Here is a 10,883-nt window from a genome sequence, read left to right on the forward strand (position 1 = left end):
GACTGGACCACTTATGGCAACAAATGCAGCACAAATTTATGGTTATGTCGAAAAAGTTACATTTCCCGATAAAAATCTTACTTTATCGGCAAAGTTGGATACTGGCGCAAAATCAGCTTCGCTGAATGCGACCAACATTACTGAAATTAATGTCAAAGGCATTCCTTATTTACGCTTTACCGTCCCTACTAAAAACGGTGATTATACTTTTGAGTGTGAATATAAGGGAAGGGTAAAAATTAAAGTGCGTTCCGGTGAAAATGGTACTGAATTGTTGCCTCATGCCCCAATTAAACGTCCTGTTGTACTAATTAATATACAATTAGGAGAACAGGTCAGGGCTATTAAAGTCAATTTAACGAACCGAAAACGCTTTATTTATCCCTTATTATTAGGAAGAGATGCTATTATTGCATTTAATGGTGCAGTTGATCCTGCCCTTACTTTTACCGTTAAAAATCAGAGCAGTAAAAAATAATGAAAAACAATACCCGTCACGTTTATGGTCTTATCCTCACTTTGTTTATTTTGGGGACAAGTATTTTTCTTTATCGCCATTTGGCACTTGATGTGCCATTAACGGATACAGAAACAATTAATAGCTGGATGGTTGAATCTAATTTACGCTTTGTTGCGGAGCCTAATACACCAATCAAAGCAAGCTTTAACATCCCTTACTTACCTCCTCATCTTGCTATTCTTGATGAGTATTTTGTCTCAAGAAACTATGGCGTGACGACCAATCTAGAGGGCGATAATCGTGAAACTGTATGGTCTATCCGTCGTGCTCATGGCCCACAGTCTTTATATTATCGCGCAATTTTCCGACAAGCAGAAGGACAAGAATCGCCTTTAGGTGCACCGCCTGCCATCAAATCGCAGCCTTTGAATGAAAGTCAAAAATCAGCAGTGGAAACGATTACCAATCAAGTGCGACAAACCTCTGCTGATATTAAAACATTTGCTCAAAGTACTATTAAGGAATTAAATAAACGAGATGGAAATGCCAAGTTATTAACTGGCAATGAATTTGGTGATGAACAAATTATTGATGCAACAATCCTTATTCTTAATCAATCAAAAATTTCCGCCATACCTGTTAAAGGGCTTTATTTATCGCAACAAAACAAAGCAGAATTAAAAGATTTTCTGGCTGTATATAATGGTAAAAACTGGATTTACATCAACCCTAAAACAGGCAGTGCCGGTTTACCGAAAAATTTCCTCATCTGGCAATATGGGAATGAACCGGTATACAATATCGTTGGGGGTAAAAGGCCTTTATTCACTCTAACCGTATCTCCCACACCGATCAATGCCCTAAGTATTGCTAAATCACGTGGTTTGCAATCTGATTCGCAGCTTTTGCGTTTTTCATTATTACAACTTCCGGTAAATGCCCAAGCCATTTATAAAATTTTATTAACAGTACCCATTGGTGCCTTCATTATCTTGATTTTACGCAATTTTATAGGCATTAAAACCTTTGGTACTTTTATGCCTGTATTGATTGCTCTAGCTTTTAGAGAAACACATGTCATTTGGGGAATTTGTCTTTTTGTGACTATTGTCTCTTTTGGACTTTTGGCACGCTTTTATTTAGATCAATTACGCTTATTATTGGTACCGCGGCTTGCCGCAATTTTAACAGTGGTTATTTTATTGATGATTTTCATCAGTGTAGTCAGTCAAAATCTTGGCTTGGATGCAGGATTATCGGTTGCTCTCTTCCCAATGGTGATTTTAACTATGACCATTGAACGTATGTGCATTACCTGGGATGAACGTGGTGCCTCTGAAGCCATTAAATCCGGCATCGGTAGTTTGGTTGCTGCCGTTATATCATATTGGGCTATGAGTTATGAACCGCTGCAATATTTAGTTTTCGCTTTTCCTGAATTGCTTTTGGTTTTATTAGCATTTATTTTATGGTTTGGCCAATATCGTGGCTATCGTCTGTTTGAGTTAAAACGATTCAAAGCTTTTGCGAGAAATGTACAATGATCAATCTGTTTCGTCGTTTAAAAGATCATGGAATATTAAGTATCAATCAGCGTAATACCGATTTTGTATTACGTTATAATCCCAGAAAATTATTTCCTCTGGTTGATGACAAACTTAAAACAAAAAAACTCGCACTAAAAGCCGGGATCGCAGTACCTCATTTATACGACATCATTGAAACCGAACAACAAATTAAAAACATTGAAGAGACGTTCAGCCCCTATAACGACTTTGTTGTCAAACCTGCTCGTGGTTCAGGTGGTGATGGAATTTTAGTATTTAAAGACAAAGTTTATGGTCGTTATCGCCAGATTAATGGCAAATTAACAACTACCCAGGAACTCAGCTATCATCTTTCTTGTTTGTTATCAGGAGCCTACAGTTTAGGCGGTAGTTCCGACTATGCCATCATTGAAAAACGAGTAGTGGTGGATCCAGTATTTGCAGAGGTCAGTTATGAGGGCATTCCGGACATCCGCATTATTTCTTTACTCGGCTATCCCGCCATGGCAATGGTACGCCTGCCAACTCGCCTCTCCGGCGGTAAAGCAAACCTACATCAAGGAGCAATCGGTGTAGGCATTGACTTAGCAACAGGTAAAACTTTAGGTGGTGTTTTTCATAATGATATGATTGATTATCATCCTGACACATTAAACCCTATTGTTGGCATTGAAGTACCTTATTGGAATCAAATCTTAGAAATCGCTTCCAGCTGCTATGACTTAACTGGCTTAGGTTATTTAGGCGTCGATATCGTCTTAGATAAAGATCAAGGACCATTAATGTTAGAGTTAAATGCTCGTCCTGGATTAAACATACAAATCGCCAATCGTGAAGGCGGTTTAAAGCGTTATCGAACTATTGAAGCACATCATCAACAATACCCTAATGAATCAGGAGCGGAAAAAGTTGCTTTTAGTCGTCAGAGTTTTGCACGTTAAAAGATAAATTAAATACTGGTTAGAGAGCAACAAAAAATATCCTAATCCAAATATTAAAATTTAACTTGACGGTATATAAAAGTGTATATAAATTTAAACGTTAAACTTGAACTCGGTGATCAATTTACGTACTTTTAGAACGTTCCAAATGATACACTATAAGTAACTAAGGAAGCGAACATGCAGTAATGTAGATGCGAAAAAAGAATAATCCTAATATACTGTCCCAGTATATATTGTTTTTGAAAACAAGAAGATAAAACCCATGATTTAGTATAAAAAATATTTTTAAAGCTATCATGCTACATATTGACACTTTTAAATTTCAAGACTTTTAAGTTTTCAAAATCCATTTCTTAAATTTAACCAGGGAATAACGGTAAACGTTTATTAAGAATAAATGCCTAAAATTTCTAATCTTTCATTAATGTTCATATTAATAATTTTTTCCCAAAATATATTTTCTAATAAAATTGATAACATAGATTTACAAATTACCCAATATATTGATAAGAATTGGGAATTATTAAAACGTGATAGTTTGCTTCAGCTCAGTATTGATCCCAAGATATCTATGACAGAATCTATCCTTTATGTACCTGAAAATGAAAATATTGAAGCGCTTAAAAAGAAAAAAACAACTTCTCAAATTAAATTAGTACACTTACCTAAAAATCATGAGCAAATTAAAAAACATGGCTTGCTTTATTTACCTCATCCTTATGTAGTCCCTGGAGGCCGATTTAATGAGATGTATGGCTGGGACAGTTTTTTTATTGTATTAGGTCTACTGGAAAATAATCGATTCAGCTTAGCAAAAAATATGATTGATAATTTTATTTATGAAATAAATAATTATGGAATGATTTTAAATGCTAATCGAACTTACTATCTAGGGCGTACACAACCGCCACTGTTAACAGAAATGATATTGGCTTATTATGACAAAGTACATGATAAAACTTGGTTAAAATCCACTTTGCCTGCAGTTGAGAAACTCTATCTCTTTTGGACATCAGCCCCTCATGCTATACCCCAAATTGGCTTATCACGTTATTACTCGGGTGGAAATGGCCCTACTCCTGAAGAATCTCCATCATATTATATAAATGTGTTAAATTATTTTAAAATTCATTCTGGAAAAGATTACGATGCTGATCTTTATTATGACAAACAAACCAATCAGCTAACAAATCTTTTTTACATTGCTGATCGCACATTGCGAGAATCCGGCTTTGATATTTCGGCTAAATATGGGCCATTCGGTGTGGAAATATTAGATTATGCTCCAGTAGATTTAAATACTTTATTGTATAAAATGGAATGTGATGCTCAAAGAATAAATGAAATATTGGGTAATTTTAAAGAAGCAATTAAGTGGAAAAAAAGAGCTCAAGTTAGAGCAGACAATATAAATCGCTATTTGTGGGATGAGCGTACAGGTTATTATTTAGATTATAATTTTAAAAAGAAACAACAAAAGTACTATCCTTTTGCTACAACTTTTTATCCTTTATGGGCTGGAATTGCCTCTCCCAAACAAGCTGCAGCAGTAAGGAAACATGTGCAAGACTTATTACTGGAGGGAGGCATTGTAACCAGTATTAATTACTCAGGACTGCAATGGGATGCTCCTTTTGGATGGGCACCCATGCAGTACTTCGCTGTTTTTGGTCTTGATAGATATGGTTATAAAAATGAATCAATGGAAATAGCGAATAAATTTACAAATACTGTAAAAATCGGATTTCAAAAAAATCATGCAATTTTTGAAAAATATGACGTTAGTGCTGTAAGTGCTTTAACTGAAAATAAAATTAAATACAGTTATGCTACTAACGAAATTGGATTTGGTTGGACTAATGGAGTATATCTCGTTTTAAAAAGTTATCTAGAGCAGTCACAAAAAATATCAGAGCCTGCACATGAAAAAATGGCATCGTCTTTGCAAACGAAATAAAGCAATGCAGTACAGATGTAATAGCTCTTGAGCCCACTGTCTAGAAAAAAGGTATACGAAAATTATATTAATTATTTTGCTTTCATACAGGATTATTAAAGATAAAGACTAATCATAATTACCTTTATTATCCGCAATGTACTCATCTACCCATTTATAATTAATTTTTACATTGAGTTTACTTCCAGTAGTAGGTTTTAGTAGAAATATAATAAAAAGTGTAGGCAAGTACCTACATTTGTTCTATATTGTAGTCATATAACTACATGTTAAGGGTTAGCAATGGCAATTTCAACTTTTTCTAGTCGTGAATTTAATCAAGACGTCAGTAAAATAAAGAAGGCTTCTGCACAGGGGCCTGTTTTTATCACTGATAGAGGACATCCAGCTCATGTACTTTTAACAATTGAAGACTATTTAAAATTATCTAAAACTAAAGAAACAATAGTCGATTTGTTAGCTATGCCTGATACAACAGATATAGACTTTGAAGCACCAAAGCTAAAAAGAACTATTTATCGTACGGAGGAGTTTGATTAATGTATTTAATGGATACAAATGTTGTATCAGAAATAAGAAAAGGCGCGAAAGCTAATATTAATGTAATATCGTGGGCAAAAGCCGAATCTACGGCATCTTTATTTTTATCAGTAATTAGCATACTTGAGATAGAAATGGGGATTTTACAGAAGGAACGCGTAGATCCCTCTCAGGGTGCTATTTTGCGCACGTGGCTTAACACCCATGTGCTTCCTGCCTTTTCAGATCGAATTTTAAACATAGATGTTGCAGTAGCACAACGATACGCTAAGCTCCATATCCCTGATCCTCGCTCAGAAAGAGATGCATTAATTGCTGCTACAGCTTTAGTTCATGGATTTGTGATTGTAACAAGAAATATAAAAGATTTCGAAGATTCAGGGGTAGAGTTACTCAATCCTTGGGAGTACACAAATTCATAAAGAGAAAAAATCGGTTAAATTCCTATAGATATTTCATTAGGATTATTAAAACTTTTATGTTAAGTCTGGTTTCGGACACTATTAGTTCCTACTTTGAAATTGTAGTTAAAAGGTCACGTGAGGTGACCTGTTACACTTCATGAACAATTACAAACATCTTTATAAAATTAAAAATGGCTTGAAGAAGTAGAGGCATTCCAAACACCTCTTAGATCTCCTTCATGTGTATTTACCCAATGCCATATGAATCAAAGCCCTTTGACTCTCGAAGGGAATAAGGTATTTTCCTGAGAGGGTCTGCACCGTAATTCCACTACTATTGATTGGTTGAGAAGACTCTTGCGTGATTTTATTTCTAAAGCCTTATTACTAAGTGTCTCAAGCATTTGCCCCATAGCCACAGGTGATGGGAGCACTATATCAGGCCGTGCAGGGCTAGTTAACAATTGCTTTTGTTGATCATAATTTTCGTCAGGCATGACTTGTATCACAAGACCTTCAAAAATTCTTTGAGAATCAGTATGTGCTGATTTGAGCCATTGAGCAAGAGAATAATCAGTACCTGGTTGCTCTGGTTGGCCAAAGTCATCCCCCATAAAAGTAATGTGCGTGATGTTTTTATATGCCTTTTTGCCTGTGGCCAACAATTGTTTCGCAGCATCAGCTTTTGTAATATGACAACGCAATTCACAGGTGTGAATCCCTTGCCAAACGGAAAATCGTGATAACTCAGTAACACGTTTTCCTCCAACCTCTTTAAGATAATGATCTTTGAGTACTTCTGCGAATTGATGTTCAATGATTTTCAAGGTTTTATTATCTTTAATAAAGCCACTTAATGATCTCGTTGACAATGCAATTGCATACTTTTTAATCTCAATGAGTGCACCAAAGTTAATGCTATCAATAACGTCTGAAACTATATATTGCTGCAAGACAGCAATTATTTTGCTTTTTAAACAAATGAGCTGTTCCTTTGAGTGTAAATTAGCTATCAGTGCTCTTTCATGTTCATTCAATGATAATAGGCAATCATGCATACCATTCCTATATTTAATTTCAATTCCATGCGAACCGATAACAGTTAAAGGTATTTTTTGTAAGTGCTCACTCCAAGGACCACCCCAAAAACAATGTTCAAATGAAGAAATATCACGTCCTGTGATGAATATAATTCGCTCAGGAGCTATTTTCATTAATTTTATTAAAGCAAGTCTTGCTGTCGTATTTGGCCATGCCGCATTAAAATTATCAACATGTGGGGATATAGTGCCATCATAATCAATGAAAATCAGCCCTTTTTCATTGACCAAATGTTGAGTAATTTGTGTAATAGCATCATTTAAGGTTTGTTCAGCCAACATTTGGTCAATGATAGCACGTCGCCATTCTTGCCCATTTTCACGCTGTACATTTCGCTTTAAAGCTAAAGCGCGTGCAAATCGACTAATGGTATCTAGCTCATCCCTTTGAAATTGCTCTTTGATACTCAATGAATCAAAAGGATCAATAATACAAGCTTGTTCTAATTGTATTGCAGCGCCTGCATTTTTACTGAGCATAGGTAATGGCGGAATATCCCCCGAGTATTGTTTAAAAAAATCCTTTAATAGTGGGGTAATGTTTTGGCCTAGTTTAGAAAGTACATCAGTCAAAGATTCATTATGAGGAAACTCATGCCATAAAGCTTGTGCAAAACAGATAAAAAGCTGTTTTTCCTTTTCGTTCATATTCGCTGTGCTCTTATGGGAATAATGTTCGACATAGTTAAATAAAGCCTGTAAACACTCTTTTGTAATTCTATCTTGAGCTGAAACCCATTCTTTAACAACAAGATTCATCCCATCGGCACGAGAACTGACAATGATGTTACCAAGTCGATAGAATTCCGCCATAGCGTTTGGCGTAATTAATTTTGGTTTGTTAGGCGTCGCAATTGAGGTTTCAGAAACCTCGCGCAACAATCTTTCTTCTGCAAGAAAAATAAAATCCTCCGGAGTTTTTCCATAATGTAAAAGGCAAGCTTTTATTTCATCATATTTTTCCAAAATGGCTTTTAATTCTTGCCTATATGCAGGCACTTCTAAACGAGAAGGAACAATAAACAGCAATAATGAATTTTTAATTACTTCCTTTTTAACGCTACATTCTTGGATGTAACTAAGATAAGCATCTAAGACTACAGGAACATTTTTTTCTGGATCCAGACGCCCAATGCTAGTGAATAACTGATTCTTTGCATTTCGGGCTTTAAATTCTTTTAATTGTTCCAAGGTAATATAGTCTGCAAGTAGATCATTATGAGCTTGTTGCAATGTCCTTATAACTCTTTGCACTTCTTTCAAAAACTCATCGGTCACTAGATTAAACCCGACATTTTGACTATTTACCAATGCGCGTAAAAGCTTCTTAGTTTCATTCAGCTTTTCTAGAAGTAAATTTTCGGGAGTTAACAGTTTTGCTATTTCAGTAATAAGGTCTCTTTGCTCCTTGAGCTCAAATAAATAAGCGGTAATAAGTTCATGAAGATAAGAGGATTTTATTGCTTCAATGAGTTGAACAAGTCTCGTAGCAAAAGTTTTTTCATTAGCTACATGAACATATTCAAGAGAAACATTCAATAATTTACTAAGATATTGAACAATCCCTTCTTCAGTAAAACCTATGGTCGAAAATAAAGTATAATCCGTACCAATAGGATTAACATGCACATCAATCTTTTTCTTCGATAAATAAATTCTTACTTGCTTTGCATTCATCGGCTGTATTTTTGCATTCGGATAATAATAATGAACACAATCTCTGAAATTCTTTGCATCTTTCTCAGTCTGAAACGCAATATGACCAGCAGATAATAAGCCTGCTATAATTTCTTTACCGGGATCTACTATTTCGTCCATGTCTCGTGATAAATGCCCACTTTTACTTACATAACTTGCGCTTGGGGAAGGTGGCTCAATCCTTTCTTCCCTATCTGAATCATCAGAATCAGAAAAATCAGCTCTTTGTTTCTCTTCAATGATGGGAAATTCTGCTTTAAAAATTTCAACATCAGGCCAGGGAATATGATGAAAATAACTGGTCTTAATCATTTTAAGAGCAGCTTGGATTCCTTTGTCTAAACGGATCTTTTCTTCCTCAGAAAATTCTTTAATCACAGTAAAAAGGTAATGTTCTAAATAAGAAAAAACTAGCATTAATTGGTAATCATGAAGCCAATTAACATCAAAAGCGATATTTCGTTCGTGCAAAATGTCATTAACTATGTCACGAGCCAATGCTTTTGCATATTTTTTATTCACAAATCGATAAAGATGCCATTCATCGAGGGTAATTGCGGATTCTTCATAAGCATCTAATGACTGCGATGAAGACTCGCTAAGTTTATGAAATTTACCCCATAGCTTTTCATTTACGAAGCGATACCATGGATGATAACGCTTGGGAGATAGCGTCACTGGAGAGGTATTATGATTCGCTTGCAAACGGATAAATAATTGGCGTAACTCCACTTCCGATTCATCCAAATCGTGTAAAGTTCTAATAGGAGTAAGCTGTCTAACAAGATTATGATCAACTGTACTCCCCGGAAAACAATTCGTCACTACTTTGGTATCTTTAGACAAACCGACCTTAGGGAATAATACAGTATCCTGCCAATTACCACCTTTTTCTTTAAGAATATGACGCACCAGCTGCTTTTGGGTATGATCATTACTGTATTTTCCAGAAAAAAAATCTTTAGGGATTTTCGCGGTTACTTGTACACGCATATTAAATTTTTCCTTATATTGTCTTACTGGTATCACAACACAGAACAACCAGTAAGACAATATAAGGATCAAAAAATCCCTTACATTCATGACACATGTGCAAAGAAAATTGATGACGTTTACTCAGCACTTTAACCTGACCAAGTTTACAAGCAAACGCCGTTGTAGGTACACATTAAACTGTGCATCCGCAAACGGTATTAATTTTTTCGCATACCCAGAATCCGTTGATCAAACAATAGAACATCTTAATAAAAGAAAGAATAAAAATGAATTGACTAAAGATAAAGGAGCATCCTGCCCATAAATTTGAAATACCATTAACTGGCGATTGTTGCGGGAAAAGGTCATTTTCCTATAAATTTTCATTGGAAATCTATAGGGGTTGACCTTTTACTATCTACCTAATTGAAAGTAATGTTAAATCTCTATCATCTACAAATTCTTCCGTAGAGGGAGACTCTTTTCTTTTAGAAGACCATGCTTTTCTTTGAAAAATTAAATGCTCAATGTCAGATACAACGGTACTATTACATGCCTTCTTTTCTTGCGATTCTACAATAGAATTACCATATATTCCTCCTAAGAACGCACCTGTTGACATCCATTCAGGGATGCTAGAGGAAACTGCAAGACATAGCCCAATTAAACCACCGATAAGAGCCCACGCTATACGTATCTGGTTTTTACTAAAAGATGAGTTTCTAGCCTGTTTATCAAAAGCGAGAATAGCCTCATATTTTTTCTTATCATCTACTTCATTTATTATTATTGATATTGCTTTTTTTAGTTTTTTTACTGTGTGTAAAGCGATTACTTGCTCATTTTGATCTTCTTTTTTGATAAGAAAATCTTGATATAATTCTAAAGAGTGCCTCAAATAATTAATATTACCAGGAGTCTTTCCTCTCTTTAGCATTTCTCTATCATTTATATAATTTGAGAAAGTATATTCGTCCTTTGCTTCAGGAAACTCAGCAAGCAAAGTCAATATTGCAGCGAAATCAGAATTAAGTTCATCTACGTACAATCTATCTATCATTTTTAGCTCTTGTGTATCGCCAAATGGACGATTATAATACATTTCAATTACTTAATTGTCAATAAAAGAGAGGGGCTTACGAACGGCTGTCTCATTTCAATTTTTGAGCTCCCTTCTCCCGCAAGCGGGAGAAGGGTTGGGGATGAGGGTATCTTTAATCCGATTAGTTTTCAATTAAATCCAAAATTTTCTCCATTA

Annotated in this window: 8 protein-coding genes; 6 read left to right on the top strand and 2 right to left on the bottom strand. The window is 35.1% G+C overall.

Annotated features, from left to right (window positions below):
* The first annotated feature begins 13 nt into the window (after nucleotides 1-13).
* From QM652_RS08780 to QM652_RS08805, 6 genes are all read left to right on the top strand, one after another.
* Nucleotides 14-478, top strand: coding sequence for an ATP-dependent zinc protease (locus tag QM652_RS08780; protein WP_415074892.1), 465 nt, complete (start codon nucleotides 14-16; stop codon nucleotides 476-478).
* The gene (locus QM652_RS08785) at nucleotides 478-2,004 is read left to right on the top strand and encodes an inactive transglutaminase family protein (protein WP_415074894.1); all 1,527 of its coding nucleotides are present in this window, start codon (nucleotides 478-480) and stop codon (nucleotides 2,002-2,004) included. Before QM652_RS08780 ends, QM652_RS08785 begins: the two co-directional genes overlap by 1 nt.
* Entirely contained in the window at nucleotides 2,001-2,948 is a 948-nt protein-coding gene (locus QM652_RS08790; protein ID WP_415074896.1) for an alpha-L-glutamate ligase-like protein, read from the top strand. The genes QM652_RS08785 and QM652_RS08790 overlap by 4 nt, the downstream gene beginning before the upstream one ends.
* A gap of 400 nt (nucleotides 2,949-3,348) precedes the next feature.
* Nucleotides 3,349-4,908, top strand: a complete 1,560-nt coding sequence (locus QM652_RS08795; RefSeq protein WP_415074898.1) for a trehalase family glycosidase — start codon at nucleotides 3,349-3,351, stop codon at nucleotides 4,906-4,908.
* Nucleotides 4,909-5,190: 282 nt separating this feature from the next.
* Nucleotides 5,191-5,448 (top strand): type II toxin-antitoxin system Phd/YefM family antitoxin, encoded by a 258-nt coding sequence (locus tag QM652_RS08800; protein WP_415074900.1) that lies wholly within the window; start codon nucleotides 5,191-5,193, stop codon nucleotides 5,446-5,448.
* Nucleotides 5,448-5,870 (top strand): type II toxin-antitoxin system VapC family toxin, encoded by a 423-nt coding sequence (locus QM652_RS08805; RefSeq protein ID WP_415074902.1) that lies wholly within the window; start codon nucleotides 5,448-5,450, stop codon nucleotides 5,868-5,870. Before QM652_RS08800 ends, QM652_RS08805 begins: the two co-directional genes overlap by 1 nt.
* A gap of 248 nt (nucleotides 5,871-6,118) precedes the next feature.
* On the opposite strand, the gene QM652_RS08810 is transcribed toward QM652_RS08805, so the two are convergent.
* Nucleotides 6,119-9,643: a trehalose-6-phosphate synthase gene (locus QM652_RS08810; RefSeq protein ID WP_415074904.1), complete on the bottom strand. Its 3,525-nt coding sequence runs from the start codon at nucleotides 9,641-9,643 to the stop codon at nucleotides 6,119-6,121.
* Between the two features lie 400 nt (nucleotides 9,644-10,043).
* Complete coding sequence (locus QM652_RS08815) at nucleotides 10,044-10,727, bottom strand: hypothetical protein (RefSeq protein WP_415074906.1); 684 nt, start codon at nucleotides 10,725-10,727, stop codon at nucleotides 10,044-10,046.
* Between the last annotated feature and the right edge of the window lie 156 nt (nucleotides 10,728-10,883).

This window comes from Legionella sp., assembly GCF_047605385.1.
Taxonomy (GTDB): domain Bacteria; phylum Pseudomonadota; class Gammaproteobacteria; order Legionellales; family Legionellaceae; genus Legionella.